Source organism: Deltaproteobacteria bacterium, from assembly GCA_016931625.1.
GTDB lineage: Bacteria > Myxococcota > XYA12-FULL-58-9 > XYA12-FULL-58-9 > JAFGEK01 > JAFGEK01.
Map to the genome: position 1 here is coordinate 1 of JAFGEK010000109.1, position 20,376 is coordinate 20,376.

24 protein-coding genes are annotated in these 20,376 nt (G+C 41.0%); 8 read left to right on the forward strand and 16 right to left on the reverse strand.

Annotated features, from left to right (window positions below; translation table 11 throughout):
* The first annotated feature begins 32 nt into the window (after positions 1–32).
* From JW841_09765 to JW841_09775, 3 genes are all read left to right on the forward strand, one after another.
* Complete coding sequence (locus JW841_09765) at positions 33–167, forward strand: transposase (protein MBN1961223.1); 135 nt, start codon at positions 33–35, stop codon at positions 165–167.
* Between the two features lie 590 nt (positions 168–757).
* On the forward strand, positions 758–988 hold the full coding sequence (locus tag JW841_09770) for a hypothetical protein (GenBank protein ID MBN1961224.1): 231 nt from the start codon (positions 758–760) through the stop codon (positions 986–988).
* A complete protein-coding gene (locus tag JW841_09775) occupies positions 969–1,424 on the forward strand; it encodes a PIN domain-containing protein (protein ID MBN1961225.1) in 456 nt (151 codons plus the stop codon). Before JW841_09770 ends, JW841_09775 begins: the two co-directional genes overlap by 20 nt.
* Before the next feature lie 133 nt (positions 1,425–1,557).
* On the opposite strand, the gene JW841_09780 is transcribed toward JW841_09775, so the two are convergent.
* Genes JW841_09780 through JW841_09800 form a run of 5 tightly spaced genes read right to left on the reverse strand, consistent with a single transcriptional unit; the run spans position 1,558 to position 6,781 of the window.
* On the reverse strand, positions 1,558–2,715 hold the full coding sequence (locus JW841_09780) for an ABC transporter permease (GenBank protein ID MBN1961226.1): 1,158 nt from the start codon (positions 2,713–2,715) through the stop codon (positions 1,558–1,560).
* Entirely contained in the window at positions 2,712–3,833 is a 1,122-nt protein-coding gene (locus JW841_09785; protein MBN1961227.1) for an ABC transporter permease, read from the reverse strand. The genes JW841_09780 and JW841_09785 overlap by 4 nt, the downstream gene beginning before the upstream one ends.
* A gap of 9 nt (positions 3,834–3,842) precedes the next feature.
* The gene (locus tag JW841_09790) at positions 3,843–4,805 is read right to left on the reverse strand and encodes an ABC transporter ATP-binding protein (GenBank protein ID MBN1961228.1); all 963 of its coding nucleotides are present in this window, start codon (positions 4,803–4,805) and stop codon (positions 3,843–3,845) included.
* Between the two features lie 2 nt (positions 4,806–4,807).
* Positions 4,808–5,737 carry an ABC transporter ATP-binding protein gene (locus JW841_09795; protein ID MBN1961229.1) on the reverse strand — a complete coding sequence of 310 codons (930 nt, stop codon included), beginning with the start codon at positions 5,735–5,737 and terminating at the stop codon, positions 4,808–4,810.
* A 3-nt stretch (positions 5,738–5,740) separates the two neighbouring features.
* Positions 5,741–6,781 (reverse strand): HlyD family efflux transporter periplasmic adaptor subunit, encoded by a 1,041-nt coding sequence (locus JW841_09800; GenBank protein ID MBN1961230.1) that lies wholly within the window; start codon positions 6,779–6,781, stop codon positions 5,741–5,743.
* A gap of 316 nt (positions 6,782–7,097) precedes the next feature.
* Between JW841_09800 and JW841_09805 the strand changes: the two genes are divergently transcribed.
* From JW841_09805 to JW841_09820, 4 genes are all read left to right on the forward strand, one after another.
* Positions 7,098–8,438 carry a TolC family protein gene (locus JW841_09805; GenBank protein MBN1961231.1) on the forward strand — a complete coding sequence of 447 codons (1,341 nt, stop codon included), beginning with the start codon at positions 7,098–7,100 and terminating at the stop codon, positions 8,436–8,438.
* A 24-nt stretch (positions 8,439–8,462) separates the two neighbouring features.
* Positions 8,463–9,854, forward strand: coding sequence for a GHKL domain-containing protein (locus tag JW841_09810; GenBank protein ID MBN1961232.1), 1,392 nt, complete (start codon positions 8,463–8,465; stop codon positions 9,852–9,854).
* On the forward strand, positions 9,826–11,169 hold the full coding sequence (locus JW841_09815; GenBank protein MBN1961233.1) for a sigma-54-dependent Fis family transcriptional regulator: 1,344 nt from the start codon (positions 9,826–9,828) through the stop codon (positions 11,167–11,169). The genes JW841_09810 and JW841_09815 overlap by 29 nt, the downstream gene beginning before the upstream one ends.
* A gap of 234 nt (positions 11,170–11,403) precedes the next feature.
* Entirely contained in the window at positions 11,404–11,574 is a 171-nt protein-coding gene (locus JW841_09820; GenBank protein MBN1961234.1) for a hypothetical protein, read from the forward strand.
* 33 nt (positions 11,575–11,607) lie between these two features.
* Here JW841_09820 and JW841_09825 read toward each other — a convergent pair whose 3' ends face one another.
* The 9 genes from JW841_09825 to JW841_09865 form a co-directional block, all read right to left on the reverse strand.
* Positions 11,608–11,799 carry a hypothetical protein gene (locus JW841_09825; GenBank protein MBN1961235.1) on the reverse strand — a complete coding sequence of 64 codons (192 nt, stop codon included), beginning with the start codon at positions 11,797–11,799 and terminating at the stop codon, positions 11,608–11,610.
* A 12-nt stretch (positions 11,800–11,811) separates the two neighbouring features.
* Positions 11,812–12,351, reverse strand: coding sequence for a hypothetical protein (locus tag JW841_09830; GenBank protein ID MBN1961236.1), 540 nt, complete (start codon positions 12,349–12,351; stop codon positions 11,812–11,814).
* Between the two features lie 7 nt (positions 12,352–12,358).
* On the reverse strand, positions 12,359–12,631 hold the full coding sequence (locus tag JW841_09835) for a hypothetical protein (protein ID MBN1961237.1): 273 nt from the start codon (positions 12,629–12,631) through the stop codon (positions 12,359–12,361).
* A gap of 44 nt (positions 12,632–12,675) precedes the next feature.
* Entirely contained in the window at positions 12,676–12,837 is a 162-nt protein-coding gene (locus tag JW841_09840) for a hypothetical protein (protein ID MBN1961238.1), read from the reverse strand.
* Between the two features lie 166 nt (positions 12,838–13,003).
* Positions 13,004–13,438 carry a PIN domain-containing protein gene (locus JW841_09845; protein MBN1961239.1) on the reverse strand — a complete coding sequence of 145 codons (435 nt, stop codon included), beginning with the start codon at positions 13,436–13,438 and terminating at the stop codon, positions 13,004–13,006.
* Positions 13,439–13,473: 35 nt separating this feature from the next.
* Positions 13,474–13,704: a hypothetical protein gene (locus JW841_09850; GenBank protein ID MBN1961240.1), complete on the reverse strand. Its 231-nt coding sequence runs from the start codon at positions 13,702–13,704 to the stop codon at positions 13,474–13,476.
* A 59-nt stretch (positions 13,705–13,763) separates the two neighbouring features.
* Positions 13,764–14,867: a hypothetical protein gene (locus JW841_09855; GenBank protein ID MBN1961241.1), complete on the reverse strand. Its 1,104-nt coding sequence runs from the start codon at positions 14,865–14,867 to the stop codon at positions 13,764–13,766.
* Between the two features lie 10 nt (positions 14,868–14,877).
* A complete protein-coding gene (locus JW841_09860; GenBank protein MBN1961242.1) occupies positions 14,878–17,952 on the reverse strand; it encodes a hypothetical protein in 3,075 nt (1,024 codons plus the stop codon).
* 89 nt (positions 17,953–18,041) lie between these two features.
* Positions 18,042–18,989 carry a hypothetical protein gene (locus tag JW841_09865; GenBank protein MBN1961243.1) on the reverse strand — a complete coding sequence of 316 codons (948 nt, stop codon included), beginning with the start codon at positions 18,987–18,989 and terminating at the stop codon, positions 18,042–18,044.
* A 462-nt stretch (positions 18,990–19,451) separates the two neighbouring features.
* Between JW841_09865 and JW841_09870 the strand changes: the two genes are divergently transcribed.
* Positions 19,452–19,661, forward strand: coding sequence for a hypothetical protein (locus JW841_09870; protein ID MBN1961244.1), 210 nt, complete (start codon positions 19,452–19,454; stop codon positions 19,659–19,661).
* An 88-nt stretch (positions 19,662–19,749) separates the two neighbouring features.
* Here the strand turns inward: JW841_09870 and JW841_09875 are convergent, their stop codons facing one another.
* Both JW841_09875 and JW841_09880 read right to left on the reverse strand, forming a co-directional pair.
* Entirely contained in the window at positions 19,750–20,166 is a 417-nt protein-coding gene (locus JW841_09875; protein ID MBN1961245.1) for a PIN domain-containing protein, read from the reverse strand.
* Positions 20,163–20,363 (reverse strand): type II toxin-antitoxin system VapB family antitoxin, encoded by a 201-nt coding sequence (locus tag JW841_09880; GenBank protein ID MBN1961246.1) that lies wholly within the window; start codon positions 20,361–20,363, stop codon positions 20,163–20,165. Before JW841_09880 ends, JW841_09875 begins: the two co-directional genes overlap by 4 nt.
* Positions 20,364–20,376 lie beyond the last annotated feature (13 nt).

Consider the following 20,376-nt stretch of genomic DNA (forward strand, 5'->3'; position numbering starts at 1 on the left):
AAAATGCCGGGTATCATATAAACCGGTGAAAGTTGGCGCGGGTTATACCTGAAGTGATAGTGGCAGAGATTGGTGTTGACATGTCGCGATTTACTACGGCTGGGCATTTAATTTCGTGGGCTGGTTTATGCCCACGTATGGACCAAAGTGCTGGCAAACATCATTAAACACGTATTCGTGATGGTTCACCATGGCTTAAAGCTACTCTCGTTCAGTATGCTTGGGCTGCCAGTCGTAAGAAAGGCTCATATCAACAGGCGCAATTTCGTCGTCTCAAAACTCGTCGCGGCCCCAAAAAAGCCATTATTGCTGTGGCAACTTCGATGCTTACATCTGCTTACTATATGTTACGTAATGGTTTGTCATATCACGATCTTAGTGGAGATTACTTTGACAAACATAATAAGATTAACACTACCAAGCAGCTCGTTAAGCGCTTAGCTAACTTAGGATACGAGGTAGAATTACGAGAGGCAGCTTGACCACTTGCTTGCTAGATAAATTAAGGAGATACTTGATTTGTTTCTTACTAGGCAACTTGAAATATTACGTTAAAACAAGTAGTTAGGTATGATGGGAGACCGACATCTTTTACAAAAAATCTGATAACACCCGCGATACCTTTAAAATAATTGTAAGGTTAGCTGGTGTGTTTATTGCGCCAGCACCACGGGCTACTGCTGCGGACATATACCGTATCAGTAACATGAAGATAATTATCATTGACACCATTTTGTAATGGTGTCATTATGATACCATGCCTGGGATTCATATTCGTGACTTATCAGAACTAGCTATTAAAGCATTAAAACGTCGCGCTATTGCTCATCGACGCTCTGTGCAAGGGGAGGTTCGTGTTATTTTAGAAGAAGCTGCTCGCGCTGCACCTCCTGAAAATGGTTATGAACCGATTCAATTATACTATACCGAAGTTGGTAATGAACAGGTATGGACGCGTGAGGACTTCTATGACGACAAATCTCGCTGAGCGAATTTTTTGTGATACTAACGTCTTGCTAACTGCGGTTGATTGCAAACGCTCATTGCACAAAAAAGCATTACGAGTTCTGAATAATTTGCCAAATGAAGGTATAGAACTATGTATAAGTGGTCAAATTATTCGCGAATTTATAGCCGTGTCGACCAGGCCAATCAATGTAAATGGCTTAGGATTAACTTTGCAGCAAGCTTTAGAAAATACAAAAGCAGTGCTAAAACGAAGTACTTTGCTTGCTGAAACAGAGGCGGTGACAAATCAGCTTTTACAAATCATTGTTGCTGCAGGTTGTGAAGGAAAACAGATACACGACGCCAATATTGCTGCAACTATGCAGATTCATAGAATTAATCAATTAGTTACAGACAATATTGCACATTTTCGTCGTTATCGTGATATCGATTTAATTGATTTAAAATATATTTAATGGCTAATTTTAATTCCCAACACCACATGCGAATTTTTAAAACAGTGCCCCCTGCAAATGCTTAACATATTGTTTTTGTATAACCATTATGAATTAATACACTGCTTATAAATTTGGGTATTGTTTTTTAATTTTAGTGCGCCTTTTTAAACCTAAGGGTTGCCGCACCTAAAATACCAATGCCAAATAGCAGCAGCACTATTAAAGGTTCTGCTAAATCAATAATTGTGGCTCCTTTAATCATACAGGCTCGCATAACATGCGCATAATGGCGCAGGGGATTAATATATGTAATATATTGCAGCCAGTTTGGCATGGCACGTATTGGGGTCATCACTCCTGCCAATAAAACCGCAGGCATAATAAATAAAAAGCCGCCTAAAAAGGCTTGTTGTTGCGTAGAACTTATAGTTGAAACAAATAACCCAACCCCTAAAGTCGATAACAAAAATAAGGTGGTGCTTAAAACAATAACAACGAGACTACCACGTATCGGCACCGAAAATAGCCAGGTGCCCAAAGTTAGAATTAACAATAAATCAATGAAGCCAATGATAAAAAATGGGATTAATTTACCCAATAATAAATATATTGGACGTATTGGGGTTACCAATACTTGTTCAAGTGTACCCATCTCGCGTTCACGTGCTAATCCCATTGAAAGTACGATAGTCGTAGCTACGGTTAGCAGCATCGTCAAAATGCCGGGTATCATATAAACCGGTGAAAGTTGGCGCGGGTTATACCAAACTCGTTGCTTGGCAGTAATTAACATTTGCTTTGCTAAAAGCTGCGCTGGTATGCGGTCACGTAATAATTTCAAACTTACTTCACCAAAATAACGTTGTACTGCCATGCCTGCAACAGTTGACCGATTAGGATCACTACCATCCACAATAACTTGCGCCGCTGTAGTTTTACCCGCAAGTATTGCGCGACCAAAACTTTTTGGAATGACTATGGCAACTGCTGCTTTATCATTATCAATTATTTGTTCGGCTTGCAAAACACTATATGTAGTAGCCAAATAGCTCAGGGTACCATCTGCTAACAACCGCCTAATGTGCTCACGGCTTTGTTCGCTTTGATCAAGATCAACAACTACTGTTGGTACACGGTCAACAGTAAAATCAACCGCAAAGCCGAATATTATCGACTGCAGCGTTGGTGCCATAATCAACATAAACATAATACGACGATCACGCACGGTTTGCATAACTTCTTTACGAAACACCGCCCAAATTTGAATTAAGGCTAATCTACGACTGCTAATTATTGACGAAGCACTCATGCTAGCCTCCGGCGAAAACGTAAAGTCGCCAGAGTAATAACTACTGTCGCAAAAATAATTTGCGCCATCAACTCAGACCATAATGTTTCTAAGCCATTGCCTTTGAGCATGATCCCCCGTAATGCTGCAACCATATAACGAGCCGATACAATATACGAGAGGCCCTGAAGAATTTTTGGCATATTCTCTAAAGGAAAAACCACACCTGATAAAATCATTGAAGGTAACAACGAAGAAAGTGCCCCTGCTTGCGTGGCTACAAGTTGATTTTTTGCAATAACTGAAATAAGTAATCCTTGCCCGAGCATACCGATTAAAAACAAAAAGGCAAAAGTAAATAATAGTACTAAACTACCGCGCACCGGCACATCGAAAGCAAGAGCACCCGTAGTAATAACTAATAAAACTTCAACCATGCCTAAAACCAGATAGGGTAAAAGTTTACCAATAACTATTTCAAGGCGCCCTACTGGTGAGGCAAATAGTTGTTCCATAGAACCGCGTTCCCATTCACCCGCGATAGTTAGTGCGGTTAGCATGACCGCCGATATGGCCAAGAGATACGCCGCCAGGCCAGGCACTAAAAATAGTGCTGAACGGTTTAAAGGATTATACTTGGTCCAAACTTGTACTTGCAGTGGCAATGAAATATCGCTCACCCCAATAAGACGTTGGGTTTGGGCCCGTACAATAGCATCGCTTTTTGAAATAATTTGATTAGTAACTACCGGGTCAGCACCATCAATAATCAACTGTATTGGTGAGGTTTTATTAGCTAAAAGTACTTTTGAAAAGTCTACGGGAATTACTAAAATTGCCAATGCCTCGCCGCGATGCAGAAGTGCTTCGGCTTGTTTTATATCTTTATTACCAATGTTGGTAAATTCATTGGCTGAGGTAAAAGCTTGCGTTAGCGATCTTGATACCGCACTCTGATCATGATCAACGGTCACTAATGGTATGCGTTCAATATCAAAACTTACCCCATAACCAAAAATAACTAACAATATAACGGGCATGCCCAGTGCTAATAATAAGGTGCGTGGATCACGACGAATATGCATGATTTCTTTATTGGCCATTGCTGCCACTCGCATTATAAAAGCGCGCAATTTCATAACAACTCCCTATGTCGCTTTTGCGCTCCCAACTACCTCTAAAAATACATCTTCAAGTGTTGCCTCAGTCTCATCTATTTGTATTTGGCTAGCGCCTTCATTATGTAGTACTTTCGTAATATTTTCAGTATTCCATAACTCGCTTCGCACTCGTAAATGCAAACCCGCACCAAATGGCGTCACTGCAATAATACCTTTTTGGTTTTGTAGGGCTTGCATCGCTTTTAACAAACCTCGTCCACGCACAACTAATACTCTACCTGGAACATACGTTTGTTTTAATGCTGTTGGAGTATCTAGCGCCGCAAGACGACCATCAATCATGAGACCGATACGCTGACAATATTCTGCTTCGTCTAAGTAATGCGTGGTTACAAAGACTGTAGTTTTTTGGCGTGACAATTCACGGATCAAACGCCAAAAAATACGACGCGCCACCGGGTCAACACCGGCTGTTGGTTCATCAAGAAAAACAATTTCAGGACGATGCAAAATAGCACAACCCAGCGCTAAACGCTGGCGCATCCCACCAGGGAGTGACCCGGTAATTTCATTTTCATGACCGACTAAATCAATTAACTCAATAATTTTTTGCCAACGTAAATTTAACTCTCGGCCACTTAACCCATAAGCTTGGCCAAAGAATAAAAAATTTTCACGTACCGGCAAATCAAGATACAGAGAAAATTTTTGTGACATATAACCTATCTTGCGTTTAACCATTTCGGCGTTAGTTGCAATATCAAACCCCGCAACACGACCGCTACCACTAGATGGGCTAAGCAAACCTATTAGCATACGAATAGTAGTCGATTTACCTGCACCATTTGCTCCTAGATAACCAAATATTTCTCCCTTTTGCACAGTAAACGACACGTCGTTTACTGCCGTAAATGAGCCAAAACATCGGGTTAAATGATTCGCCGCAATACTAATATTTGTATCATTGTATGTTATCGTAGTGCTTATCATTTTTACCCCTGACCAATACGCGATAAGAACACATCTTCAAAAATAGGTGTACGCGGTATAAGCTTTGTTTGTAGTGGCGCGATAGCCGTATTAACTACAGCCGAACTTCCTTTTGCTATGGTTATATTTAAACGAGAGCCGGCTGGTAAAATTGTTTTCACTTCAGACATTTGTAATAAAACTCTATCGAGTTGTTCACGATTGCCACCAACAACTTCATAGGCTTCATCACTAAATTCGGCTAATAAAGTATTGGGCCGCCCTTCACATAGCAGCTTACCATGATGAATTAAACCAATACGATCACAACGCTCAGCCTCATCCATATATGGCGTCGAAACAAGCACGGCCATGCCAGCAGATACAAACTCATGTAATAACGCCCACAGCTCTCTGCGACTAACCGGATCGACTCCATTAGTAGGCTCATCAAGTAATAACACTTTAGGTTCATGTAATAATGCACATGCTAAAGCTAATTTTTTATACATGCCTCCTGACAAAGCATCAGCTCGACGATCAACAAAAGGCGCCAAGCGGGTAATATGTAACAGTCGCTTAGCTCGTTTTTGAAAAACATTGCGTGGTAATACATATAGCCGTGAAAAAAAATCTAAATTCTCAGCTACTGACAGATCACGATACAAACTATATTGTTGCGGCATTAAACCAATAGCTTCGCGAATTGACCGGCTGCCGGTAATAGAATCATTTCCCATTACCTGTGCTTGACCAGCATCACGATCAATTAATCCGGCTAATGCACGTATGGCTGTAGTTTTGCCAGCACCATCGGGACCAACAAGCCCATAAAGTTCACCGGGGTAAACTGAAAATGATAAACCATCAAGTGCCTTTATAGCACCAAAACTTCGAGATAGGTTATTTGCCGCTAGTGCCGCTACAGATGTATTTTTTACCTCGCTATGCATGGCTTAACGTCCAGCTTGTAACAATGTAACTTGTACGGGCATACCAGGGCGCAATTTATAGTCAGGATTAGCTAAAATTACTTCTATTGGATATACTAAGCGGTCACGATCACTACGTGTCTGAATATTTCGCGGAGTAAATTCAGCACGCACGCTTACATTAGTTACTTTGCCTTTGAATTTCTCGTTTGGCCAAGCATCCGCTATGACAATAGCTTCGGCTCCGGTTTTTACATAGGACAATTCGGCATTAGCTAAATAAAAAGTTGCTTTTACTTCAGTAATATCAGCTAAGCGTACTAAAATTTGTCCGGCAGCTACTAATTCTGAAACCTCAAAAGGTAGCTCAGTTACTATGCTATCACGGGGCGCACGTATTTGACATTCTTGGGTGAGCAACCGAGCTCGTAAAACGGCAGCTTCACCAGCGCGAATAGCAGCTTGAGCTGCGGCACTTTGCGCATCAGCAGCTCGCACTGCGGCACCGGCAGCGCGACGTTGTTGTATCGAAGCTTGTACTTGTGCGCGCGCTGCACTTTCTTGATGACTGAGGCCCTCAGCGCTGGCTTGCGCTTTATCACGGCTAGCCTCAGCTACATCAAAAGCCAATTCGACAAGCCTTTTTGCTTGTCGTTCTGCAGCTTCACGTTGTGCTGCTAAAGCTTCGGCTTGAGCCAATGCTGCTGATTCACCTGCTGCCAGAGCTTCTTGTGATCTTTGTGAAGCCTCTAAAGATGCCTTGGCTGCCCCAGCTTGAGCCTGTGCCGCAGCCAGTCGTGCCTCGGCTTCAGAAAGCATGGCTTGCTGATCTGAGCAATCAAGCGTTAACAACAAATCGCCTTTTTTAACGACAGCTCCTTTAGTTACACTTATGTTCGCAACACGCGCACTAATGCGAGCGGATAAATCTACATCAACCCCTTCAATTTCACCAGAACCACCTGCAGGCCCATTTAATGCCGCTGCTTGTATATATAGTCGTGTAGCTAAAAGAACTGCTAATACCAAAACTAAAACGCCTATGGCGATAATTGTCTTAAGCATATTAACGACTATCTCCCATGTGTAAAAATTAGCAAAAAGCCTTTTTCATATACTTACGCAAACATCATGCCGCTTCATTTTTTGATGCTAACTTCATAATAATCGCCTTTTTAACACTTTGACGTTTATAAAAAGTTGTAAAGTTTTCCGACAGTACTGTTCGTTTTTCTTTACAATTAACAATTATTAATAATGATTAGAGGCTATTTTGTTTCGTTTAAATTTAAATAATAATTCGGCATCATCTTTGCTTACATAATATCTCTGTTACACTGCATAAATTTTGTTGCATTAATTTAAAAGCACGAGAGAAATCATGTCGTTGTCAAAACTTTATAAAATTATTTTTGTCTTGAGTTTAACTCAAATACTCATCAGCACCAAAGCCCTAGCCAATGATCAAGTACAAACTATATCATTGTCTCAGGCTTTGAATCTGCTCGAAAAACAAAACTACTCATTAAAGCAAGCCAAAAGCCGAAGTGATGAGGCTTTGGCTATCGTTCGTCAAGCAACTGCACCATTGCTGCCCAAATTAATAGCAACTGGAAATTATACCCGTAATAGTGATAAAGCCGAAATAACCTTAGGCACTCTCTTTTCACAACTGCCGCTGCCAGCAAGCGCTCAAAATAACCTACCTCCAAATATCGTAATGCAACCACAAGAGTCATTTAGTGCTACTGGCTCTCTGCATGTACCAATATTTGTACCAACTGCTTGGGCTGATCGTCGTGCAGCAAATGAAACCGCCGCCGCGGCAAGCGCGACTATCGATTCTACTCGTTTACAATTACGTACAGTTTTAAAAAACGCTGCCTTATTAAGTAATGCCGCTGAAACCATTGTCACGGCCGCTGAGCAAGCGGTGATAGTTGCCCAAGAACAAGTGCAATTGGCTATGCGAGCGGTGCAAGCTGGTACTGCCGCGCAACTCTCAATTTTGCAGGCGCAAACTTATGCCACCCGCCGAGAAAGTGATAAAGTACGTGCCTTAGCTGAGTTAGAACGCTCCCGTTTAGCGATAGCAATTATTTTAGGTCAAAGCGAACCGATAAAAATCGAATTAGAAGAAAACTCTGATACTCTACAACAAGCAAAGCAACAACTTATAGATTATGCCTTATCACATCGGCCCGAACTGCTAGCGCAAAACAGCCTTACAAAAGCAGCGCAAGCACAGCTTAGTTCAGCGTGGTGGCGTTTAGCCCCGGAGTTATCAGCAACGGGATCGGTTTTTGCTTCTGATATAGAATATCCTTCCGGCAAAAAAAATGGCTGGCGTACCACTATTGATCTTAACTGGACCTTATATGATGGCGGTTTTCGTTATGGCAAAAAAGACCAAGCTCAAGCTCAAATCGTCAGTGCACGCGCTAGTGCTGATGCCCTGCGACTTAGCATTATTCAAGAAGTAGAAGATACCACTAGAGAACTGCAAGTTGCCCAAGAACAATTACGTCTAGCTTTAAAACAACGTGAATTAGCTGCTCAAGCTGCCGCTACCGCTAAAAGAGGCTTTGCCGCTGGTACTACCGGCTCAGTCGATGTGCTTGATGCCAATGATAAATTATTTCAAGCTGAAATGAGTCTTGCAAATGCTAAGGCACAAGCAGGCATAGCAAAAATTGCTATCGATCGTGCTGTCGGTCGCTAGCGCTGCTCTATAAGGAATGCTTTAATGCAGATCACCAAAGCTATGCCTGAACATACCACACCACCTTTTTTTGCCGAAATTCAACAGCAAGAGCTTGCCCGCCTTTTTGGTCGCTTCATCTGGGCACGTTTGCTTTTTGTCCCTCCGTTATTTGCCTTGCTTGCTTGGTTTGTCTTTACTGATCCTGCTCCTTGGCGATGGATTATTGCTTGCATAGTCGGTGGTATACTGACGCTTTTTTTTCTGCATGAAGTTTTTCGTTTTAACAAAAAAGGCTTAAGTCGATTTGCATTAGAATTTAATTTAGCTGCTGCGGTTATTGCCCATATGACTATTGTGAGTGTAACTGGTGGTATCGAAAGTCCCCTTATCTATGCAATAATACCAATTGCCATTGTTATTAATATATTCATTACCACACCTACGGTATACTTTCTTGTGGCCTTGCAAGTGATCGGTCTTTGGTTGCTGGCAATAATAGCAATATTTGAACTTGTGCCTGATTTTAATCCGGTAATTTTAGGTGGCGGCGCTCGTGCGGGTCACACCAACATTCACATCTGGACCGCTACTCTAATTTTATCTTTGATGGTTACTGGCGGCATGTTTATTGGTCGCAATGCTCGACGTATTTTTAATCATATGATCCATAATGCTTTTGCTGCTCATAAAGAGTTATTCTGTACTCATAATGAACGTGCCAAAGAACTAATCGCTTTATCAGGTGAAATTGCCCATGAATTAAAAAACCCGCTTGCAAGTGTTAAAGGTTTATCCAGTTTACTAGCTGATAGTATTAATGACATTAAAGGCGCTGAGCGCTTAGCAGTATTAAGGCGTGAAGTAGACCGTATGCAGACGATCTTAGAAGAATTTTTAAATTTTTCTCGACCACTGGTGCCACTTTCATTAAGCGATGTTGATTTATTGTCACTATGTTATGAACTCGCAACATTATATGAAGGTATTTGCCAAGAGCATGGTATCACTATTGAAGTACAAGGAAATACCATCAACGCTCAATGTGATCGGCGCAAAGTAAAACAAATTATTATCAATCTTTTACAAAATGCTATTGAAGCCAGCAGCAAAGGCGACAAAATTACTCTCGCAACAACCATTAACGATGGTGCTTGTATTCATGTAATTGACACTGGTCATGGCTTTGGCGATGCCCACACACAATTTGGCGAGCGTCTTTATGATCCTGGCATAACAACTAAAGCACAAGGCTCGGGATTAGGTTTGACCATAGCGCGTGCTGTGGCCCGCCAGCATGGTGGCATACTCACACTTAGCACTCATCAAAATGGCGGCTGTGAAGCAAAATTATGCTTACCTATAAATCCTATTCTCACATCAATCTCACCATCTCTCGGAGAAAAACATGAAACCCCGTGTGTTAATTGTCGATGATGATCCTGGGGTACTTTATACTATTAAAGAAATTCTTGAATCCTTAAATATCGACATCAGTGCCGCAGAAGATGGGATTGCCGCACTTAAAAGCTATGATGAGAATACTTGTGAGCTGGTGATTACCGATTTGCGTATGCCGCGCATGGATGGAATAGAATTACTTAAACAACTACTAACTAAATCACCACCTCCCAAAGTTATTGTCATAACTGCTCATGGTTCTGAACGACAGGCTGTTGAAGCTATTAAGGCCGGCGCTTACGATTATTTTCGTAAACCTTTTGAAAATGACGAATTGCTTGCAGTTGTACAACGCGCCTTAGAAACCGTGAGGTTAACTTTAACTAATGAACAGCTACAAGGTGAATTAGCATTATCACAATCATTAATTTTTACTTCATCGGCGATGCGTAAATTAGCCACTTTAGTGGCACGAGTAGCGCCACGAGATGTTACTGTTTTAATTACCGGTGAAAGTGGTACAGGTAAAGAGCGTGTAGCCGAAGCAATAGTACGAGCTTCACAGCGCCACGATAAACCGTTTATAAAATTTAATTGTGCAGCCTTAACCGTAGAGCTTGCCGAGGCTGAACTTTTCGGTCACGCGCGCGGCGCCTTTACTGGTGCGACACGTACACGTCCGGGACTATTTGGCGAAGCGGATGGTGGTACTTTATTACTTGACGAAATTGGTGAACTAGCACCAGCGATGCAAAGCAAATTACTGCGTGCTCTGCAAGAAGGTGAAATTCGTCCAGTTGGTGAAGAACGAATCCGGAAAGTTGATGTCAGAGTTATTGCCGCCACTCATCAAGATCTAAAAGCAAAAGTAGCGGTTGGCCAATTTCGCGAAGATTTATTTTATCGTCTTAATGTTGTGCATATAAAAGTGCCAACCCTTCGCGAACGACCAGAAGATATTGCAACTCTAGCTAAACATTTTTTAAAGCGGTCTGCACGACGTTTTAATACCGGCGAATTAACTACTACTGACGAATTATTTCAACGACTACGTGATTATAATTGGCCCGGTAATGTACGGGAATTAGAAAACGCTATTGAAAATTTAGTCGCACTTTCATGTGATGGTCATCTCGATTTATCATTACTGCCTAATTTACAACATAAAACAACAATAGATGATCACTCGTTGCCTTCATTAAAAACACGTGTAGAAGCTTTTGAGCGAGGTTTGATTTGCGAAGCTTTACATGCTGCTCACCATAATCAAAGTGCCGCCGCGCGTGAACTAGGTATCTCGCGGGTTACTTTAAACGATAAGATGAAAAAATATGGTTTGCGTGGAGAATAAATAATAACGATGTTTTAGTTAGTTAATATAAAATTTTTAACCCCTTGAGTGCCATCAGGTTTTGTCTATAGTGCACGCAGTACATCATCTTTAATTGAAAGTTTACACTGCGCAACATTATAAATTATCGGTGTTTGAGTTTGCCATTGCCCTTTTTTAGTTTTGGGATTAAGTGTTAAAACGTTAAAACCACACTTGCAATATAAGCTTAAATACGCCACAACTGCAAATCGTATGAACGCTAAGACGTTTGACATTACTTCTACTGACACCTTAACCCATCTACCAGAAGATATTCGCGCTCAGCTTGTAAAAATTTTAGAACATCGTCAGATTGAAGTCTCAAAAGAAGAAGCTGGACAAATATTATACTACCGTGATACAAATATACTGAAAAGTTATTAGGATAGGGTGTTTGTGGTAGAGTCGGTGAAGGAATTACTTGAGATTTAAATCATCATCACTAGAAATATTATTAGCAGATATCTCATTTTGTTCTGATGGTGAGTTATGCGCTTGAGTTAATTGTATATGGGTAACTTGATATTCTGGCCTATGCATCCATTCAGGCCAAGATTTAACAGCTGATTTAGCATTTTTTAAAACTTCATTTACCCAGTTAGTTTCCATTTATAACTCCTTCTAATCTGCAGATATTAATTGTTTTTTAGACAAAATTTCTTCGAATATTTTCATTTCAATTTTTTCTCTGGTATTAATGGCACTTGGCAAGTCAGATTCTCTTGGCCATCGTTTAGCTTTTATATTTTCCCATTTTACCCATCCATTTTTATCACGACGATAAATCTCTGCATCAGGATGCCTACCAGTTGGCTCTGGTGCCTCAAACCATTGTATAAAACGTTGTGGCGCTACTCCTACAAAAGCACGAAATGAAATATGATTTTGATCACCTTCTTTATCAACCACTATAGAGTCATCATACATTTCAGTGACTCGACTTTTTGGGTACGGCTCAATAAAATATACTCGCGAAATACCAGCTGCAACAATTAATCGAGCACATTCATGACAAGGGAAAGTAGTTACGTACATTTCACAATTTTTGACTGCCGTACCTTGTCGAGCACAGGTCATAAGTGCGGCCATTTCACTATGTACTGGCCGCATAAACTCGATAAGTCTTTCAATTACTGCCTTGTCATTTAATGTAGGATGCATACTCTCGCTAGTAAATTCTTCTTTTTAAATGCTGCATACGGGCCAATAAATCTTTTAAAATCGCTGATAACATTAAAGAAGTCGAATCAGTAGTGCGTACAAAATCTCTACCATCATATTCATTTTCTTCATCAGGCCAATATTGCCCGCCATGGGCTTTAGCTACTTCATTAGTACCTACAGCTAAAATATCGCCACTTTTTGACACAATAGCTGCGCCAACTTGACGCCCTGCTGATGAAGATCTCAATTTGGCCCCATAGGCATGAAACATTGCCATTTCATTTTTTCTAGGGGTATGAGTCGGATGACCAAAAAGAATTTCTACAAAACGTAGAGTTTCTCGTGAGGCAGTACTATTGTCAGATACATCAATAGATCTGCTATTAGCTTATTTAAATCTACACCAATCGGAGCAATTATGCCGATCATTAATTCAGGACGAAGTACAATATTTAAATCAGTTGTTGTTGTCGATGATTGCACTAGATGTAACCCTCCCTATATGAGCGATTTATAAATTAAGGTGTAACATCAAAGCAATAACATTCTATATTACGCTAATATATTATTATTTAAATGATTAATTGCTTGAGGTTTTATTGACAATATTGCGGTGGCTTTTCTTGAGAAGGAATAACCCATAACGCTTTCAAACATTAAATGGATCACGAATCTGTAAATCTTTAAACCGTAAAAAATCTCGATCTGCTGTAAATAATTCTGTAACACCATGTTCTATACATAAAGTTGCAATATGCGCATCATGCACAAGATTTCCTTTAGCTTTAGACTGCTTTATTAATTTATGCATTATTTTTATATGTCGTTCGGTTTCACTTAATAAAACTATTGTCGGCGATGCAAAAAGATTTTGTAAATCAGCTTGCGCTATCTCTAGCGGCATTGGTGGGTGGCATACTCTCGGATTTGTGACAACACGTAAAAACTCATAAACACATGGCCATGGCAAAGCCCAAGGGCGATCTCCTTGGGCAAGGTCTATTAAAATTTGTTTTGCTACTTTATGGTGTAGGCTTGTAGTAATCTCAGCGTACACCAGAATATTTGTATCAATGGCTATCATACGTTGATTATTTTCCCCATAAATTCACTCGCATACTATTCATTCATAATGTCAAACAAATGCTCACGATCAGCAATATCTATACCTGGTTGCAACTTTGCTTTATAACCCTTCAATTTTAAATAAAAAACTGGTTTTTTAGATCTAGTAAAAATTGCTTGGCGTAGCAGTTCATTAGCTACATCTTGCACAGTACGATGTTCAGCAATAGCCCGGTGTTTAAGTTGGTAGAGAATATCGTCATCAATTGCCATCGTTGTACGCATGCATCTAGATGTATCATATATGCATCTAGATGTCTAGATAGGTAACTAACACTTATTACCTAATGACTTCTTTGATCACTAGTTGTTGGTTTGTCGACGTTAAGAAATACCTTACCTATTTCACTCAAGTAAGGCTTTAATGATAATATTGGTGCTCGTAACGGTGGCAAAGTTTGACAGACTGCCATTACATGCGCAAAATTGCCATAAAGAATTAATTCTTGTTTCGCTTCATCAAACTCGAATCCTCTATCAGACATATCTCGACTTTCTTTACAACCCTCTACCAACTGGCGTTGCTCTTGAGATAAAGCAGCTAGTGCTTGCTGGTCCATTTTAAACAAACCAATGATAAGATCACGATTAGTAGTATAATCTTCGAATAAATCTGAAAATTTCACTTCTTTATTGCTTTCGCTATCGTAAATATATCGCTCAATTTCGTTCTTCATCGGGTACGCTCCACCACAATAACCGTTACTTATGGTCGTTTGCTCGATAAAGCGATTAAATAAAAGTGCTAGCTTCGTATCAGCCACCAGGTAATATTGCTCGTCATCGCAAAATTTCTTTTCACAAGTAAATGAATACCATTTTTTAAGTATCTGCTTTATCTTATCAGCATCACGCTCAGGATCTAAAGAGCAACGTTGGTCGTAATAAGAGAAATACTCTTTTAGGGTACTGTTAGATAAGTCCTCAATATTTTTTTTTGTCTTAAGACTTTCATAGAGAGCTTCGCCTTCGCCGATGTAATAAAGCTCAACTGGAAACGACTTGCTATGCTCAGGGTTACTCCATTGCCCGATTAATTTACCATGCGGTGAATCATCCTCACCTAGTATAAAATACCCGGTTATTTTATTGTTATTCGTTTCGGTATATCGCGTTCTTATGCCTTCCACTGTTCCGTTGAACCAAATATCAACGCCTTTATTAAGATAAAAATAGCGGCCGCTCGATTTATTATTGTCATAAGTTTCTAAAAACACAATGTTATATTTAGAGCCAATCATACCTCGATAAATTCTTGATACATTAGCCCACCCCGTTGAGGTTACGCCTGCAATCACAATAAATAATGACAGCAACCAAATAATGCTTATCTTCAATAATTGGCTAAAACCACGATCGTAGTTTTGCTTTACTCTCTTTGAACGCATAGGTTTTTTCCTAGTCGATAAGTACTCGTACTGCATTAAAGAAAAATTCTTTTCGCTGTTTTAATCCATTGTAGCCACCATTAATTCTCTTAGTTATTAGTGTCACCGTAGGCGCATCGGCTTTGGTTGCAAGTCGACCAAGATCGCCATTTGGGCCTCGACGCCAAAACCACGCCGAGACATCACAAGCCAACATAGGATCTGTCGCTAACTGCGCGGGGTTTGTGGTAAGATCAACGCCAATATATGCACCATATATAGAATAATTGAGACGTCCGGTTAACTGAATGAGTCCCCGCCCTTTAAACTTACGCCCGTCACCAGGTCGAATATTGTGCAAGTTAAATCGCCACTCATAATCATCACCACTGGCATGCTCTTCGGTGGCTTTAAGTTGTTCGCTTTCGTGAGCTAGTTGCGCTAAAAAGTGTGCTTGTTGCAAAGGTGTATTGATCTGATAGCGTTCCATTGCCGCATTAAGATGCCCAATAAATTTGTTTATGTTTGCTAACTTTGCATGAGGCATAATGCGTTTGATCTGATCAACTGTTACCCCTTTCATCCCACGCAACTGCTTAATAAAACCAAGAGGATGTAAATGCCAAACTGTTGCTGACGCTGGGGCTGGGGTTGTCCCGGCAAATGCATCTTTAAAAAGTTGCAGCTTTTGAATTAGTGCTTTGTGATTAGCAAATTCAGCGCTTGGCATATTCCAGGGTGGCTTTTTAAGACGCTCCCATTTTTTCATATCGGTGGCATCCCATTCACTTGGATGCAAACATGCAGCCGCCCGCATTTGATCACGAAAATTTGCATCACTTAGCGCCGTCTTCATTTCAGAATCGCTAAGCGCCTTATCCGCCTTACTGCCAGCGCGTGCTTTACCGCTCGTATCCTTTTCAACGCTTTCTATTAGCGGTGCAATGTCACAAAAACCATCTTGACTAAAAAATTCTTCACCTGCTTTAGTACTTGCTGCTTCTTCAAACTTCTTCCACTTAGCCCAATCGTAAAACGAAATCGCTGAGAGGCCCGCATGAGCAAACTTACGACTGATGGTATCTAAAGTAATATCCACCCAACCCTTGCCCGCAGGAGTGGTGGTTTCACCCCAAAGATGACCAGCACGATCATACCTGCAATCACTTAATACCGGAATTTTAAATTCATGCAGAGCATTTACGGTGAGGGCGCCAAAGGTGACTTTATGAAAAGTCTGGGTTACCGCGTCTTCGCTATCACTGCGCACCCAAGTATTGGCAGCAAGCACGATACGGCTGGCGGTTGGCGAATTAAGCGCGGCATTTAATGACGCTGGCTTGGCTGCAAGAGCACAATGTACAGCTTCACTTGGTCGATAGGCTTGGGGGTAATAATCACCAAGGTAATGCTCGCGGGCCCAACCATCAATCGTTTTTGGTCTGCCAGCTCCGGGCTTTTTGTAACGAACTAATTTAAAAGTCTCAGGCACCGAGGTTTTTGATTCATAAATTAAATAATCGCCTGGCGACGCTCCAAGGGCTACTGCCGTGAGATTTGTTTCAGCGCACCAACAGGTAGGATAATTGGTATAGGTAGGCGCAACTGGCTTTAGTACATTATAACCGGTGGTACGAAAATGCCCAAGTTCACTGGTACGCTTCCAACCATGAACCTCATGACGAAAAGCCTTAGCGTGATTTGAGTGTGGGTAGCATTCTGATAATCGCACCATCGCACCAACCCCTAAGGCCACCGCTATGGTAGGATTTTGTGCGGCTGGCAGCGGCTCACATTGTTTAAGTTTGCTTGCGGCTGCCAATCGATAGAGGATATCACAGAACCATTGCTCATTATTAGTATTGGTAAAAAAACTAACGTTATCGGCGAATACCTCGAAGTGGATAAGATTATCTACTCCCACAGTGGGATTACTAGTCTTAGGCTCACGCAAATACGGACCAGCCCAACCGATAACATCACCACGTGAGATATGCACAGGTTTTTTAGGTTTAACCACCGCATCAAATGCGTCGGGCTGTCCGATCGACCAATCATCCTCGAGTATAGTTTTATCGACTGGAATAAAACCACCATCTAAAATCTCATGATAGGTCGTAGTCGCTTTAAAGCGAACCGCAAGCGGATCTTTAAAACGAACTGCTGTGCCTTTTGCAATAATGCCAATGACCGGTGAACTAGCATTAGCCTCTTGGTGAATAGCAACCCCTAACTTAGCTGCGCCGGGATCATCCACTGATACATTGATACGCCATTCGCTAGGCAACGCCACACCATCAAGCAACGCAAACCCTTGAATCGCCCCAAAGGTAACTTGTTTTACTCGGTGACGTTTAGAATATTTCTGCCAAGCAACCGCAGTTGGTTTTTGGGTGCCAACCTCAAAAAATTTATTTGGTGAAATTTCGCCTGCTATCTTTGCAGGATCATCAGCCGCCATCACTTTGACAATCGCAGTCGATAAAAATCGCGTGCAGGCACTATCGGGTATAGTCCGTTTGTCAATCTTGAGCCACCCTTCAAGATTTTGCCATTTAACCTTGAAAACCGAAGATAAACCTTTTGCCCAGTGGCCTGTTGGTGCAACTTGATCGGTAAGAGAGATTTTGCCATGCATCGGTACAATACCAACACTAAAGGCAGCACTGGCATCACCGGCTAAATGCAGACCCTTACCATCACGATTGGTTTTAACTTTTTCGGGACGTTTGGCACGTAAAAAAATCGGAGTTTCGATAGTTGGGTCATCGCGATATCCAGTATAAGGCAATAAATGCATGTATAATGACCAAAATTCGATTTTTTGCCCTAGAGGCGTAGCGGTCTCATGGCGCAGCAAAACAAAGCTTGATGAGTATTCTAATTTCTTGCCATCAAGAGTAACTACCGCTGGTTCTTTATCGATACGATAAGCTACAAGAATTCCGTCGCGTATCGCTACCACTGGTTTTTGTGCGTGAAGGTGAGCACCGCCATGCCACATATTATTGGCACCAACCGGAAAAAAACCGCCGCTGCCGGTCTCATTACTTTGCGCAAGAATATCGCAGTCTTTTTCTTTTACTATCGGATTATCAATATCCATTGTATTCCCATATACTTAATGTATATCAATCAACAAACCACAGGTTACTCGCATATAATAGATGTAAAAATAACATGCCTTTATTGTCATCATACAGAAAACAGAAATGGTATTGTTGGTCGCGTTATTGGCATTACGCGAATCACATGACATTGCGAAGTTGCAATCTTTTGCGTCCATTTTTTAGGAAGAATCATAATACCGGGTTTATCAGAGTCATCGAAGATATAGTTTTGACTGTCACTAGTTTTACGCCGACAACCGATATCATTTTTAAAATGTTGATTAATCTTTTTTGGCTCTTCGGTATTAAAATTAAACTTCGCCAGCTTCTGCCAGGTAAGGTTGACGCCACGAGCTAATAATTCAAGCGTTTCACCCGTGCTAACTTTATGCTTGGCAGCAGCAACTATCGCCTTTGGTCGCACATCTTTTCGCGTTGGCGCTTGCTGCTTCTCCTCGTCGGGGCGTAACACCGACCCCATCCCAATAAAACTAACGCATTCATCGCGACTAGTATCATCAAAACTACAACGCACCTCAGCCGCACCTACTGGAACAGTATCAAGACGAATTCGTCCATCATTATCGGTTTGACGTATGACATTAGAAGAACGAGATGGTTGCACCACAACCGGCAGACCACACACCGGCTCACCGCTGTCGTCCCACACTACTTGCAGCTCGATCCACTCATTGAGTGAAGTTTGCTTTGGTATAATCGGTTCAACTTTTTCTTTTAAGTAAAAGAACGTTTTCTCTACCTCGTACAACGCAACCAGACGACCGCTTTCTAACGCTGCAGCAGTAATTTTTTGAAGCTCATCTTTAGAAAGCCAATGGCCACGCCGCGTGTGGTTAAACACCATAACTCCGAGCTCTTGGCAAATACTACGAAGACATTGAATCTCGAAGTAATCATTACCAAACCAGAACCGTAGATCTCTGGCCGCTTTGTTACCATCAAGCAACGGTCCCTTTCTTAGTACACGATAATATTCTAGCCGCGTCCATATCTGCATTCTGCGCGAATGCAACGAGAATCTCCAAGGTTGCAGCACCATTAGGTTGCCCCCCAATCTTTACTTGGTTATAAACTCATCAGAGAGCAGGAATTTATCGCATTCATATTTAAACTGTCTATATAATTTTAACTTGCGATGGATATCAATGGTATAGTTTATGCTGACATTCACCGCTTGTTTAGCTGTTGTCGAAGCGATTAATTCTCGATTTTTTGCTAATTTGTAAGTATGATAAAAATTGCGGCAATTAGATATATTTTTAAAAACAATTTTGGCATTTGGATGAAATCACTTTTTGTAGTTTGGTTAGTTTGTTTATTGCTATTAATTCCAACTCAGAGTGGGGCGTCTGGCAACCCTGGCTTGGCATTAGCAGATTCTAGTTACCTTAAGCGAGCTAACTCAACCTTGGTGGACTGAAGCAGAATTACAACTACCAATGAAGATTTAGACGGGTTTATAATAGGCTCGCTATTGATTGCGCATGAACCACCCTTTTTATTAATATTTAAAAAATCAACATGCTGCCCAAATTATCCATCAACTGGTATACCTGTATGGTTACATTCACTTGCAGCGCGTTTATATAATATGCGTGCTCAAGAAGCTGACGCTCTAGGTAAACAACAAGAGGCCGATGCAGATCGCTTGCGAGCTAAAGAATTATCCAATTATGGTAGCTAATTCTGGGTTTTGTGACTCTAAACGCCTGTGCTTCAGAACTTTTTAACACGAATGGCACTTTAGATGGGGGTTTTGTATCAATTATAGGTTAGCATTGTTCAAGTGAAATCAAATCAAGTTCGCAATGTAACGAAATGTATTTGAAGTCTTTATCGGCTGTTAAAAGAGGGTAATTTCTACGCATGCATGCTGCACAGATAAGAAAATCCGTTGGACTTGCTTGGACTCCTTTGTGTCTACAGCGATTTCGTAATTGCGATGCTTCGATGAAATCTTTGCGTACAAGATCAATAAGTGGAAATGGAGCCAAATATTCACGCAAAAGATCGAAATGCTTCTGTTCCTTCACACCATCGAGCAATTCCTGTAAAATTGATCCAATTAAATGAATGCAATCCTGATTTTCAATATGATAACGAAAACGTATTATATAAGGGTCATTTGCATCGGTTTTACGACGTCTAAGAAAACGAGACCATACTGATGTATCAACGAGAAGGTTCACTTATCACTCCGGTCAGCCTTGTAATCCCAATCATCTCTAAAATCTATTTTGCCTTGAATAGCGAGAATCCTTTTTTGACGGCGTCTTTCAATGAATTCTTTCAGAGCAATAGTAACAGTCTCACGCTTTGTGCGAAAATGACCAATTTTCATAGCCTGGTTAAGCAGATTATCATCTAAAGCTAGATTCGTTGTCATTAAATACTCCCAT